Annotated in this window: 1 protein-coding gene; it reads left to right on the top strand. The window is 46.3% G+C overall.

The window, feature by feature from the left end:
- On the top strand, positions 1 to 259 hold a 259-nt coding region (locus SORDD27_RS09515; RefSeq protein WP_155718904.1), incomplete at both ends, for a SpaA isopeptide-forming pilin-related protein.

Raw genomic sequence — 259 nt, 5'->3', positions numbered from 1 at the left:
ATCTCAACTTGGCACCAGGAACTTACACCTTCCATGAGGAAGCAGCTCCAACTGGTTACCTCAAAGTAACGGACATCACTTTCCAAGTCAAACATGATGGTACAGTGGAAGTGACCAACGTTGGTGAAAAAGACTCTAAGGGTGAAGACAACAAAGTCGCTACCAACGGCTCAACTGTAACTGTAACCGACAAAGACGATGACCAACCACGTAAGATTACCTTCAGTAAGGTTAGCCTTGGTGGAACAGAAATCGCGGG

Origin of the sequence: Streptococcus oralis (assembly GCF_001579025.1) — a bacterium.
Classification (GTDB): Bacteria; Bacillota; Bacilli; order Lactobacillales; family Streptococcaceae; genus Streptococcus; species Streptococcus oralis_X.
The sequence above is the reverse complement of the archived record's forward strand: the minus strand, read 5'-3'. Positions and strand labels throughout refer to the sequence as shown.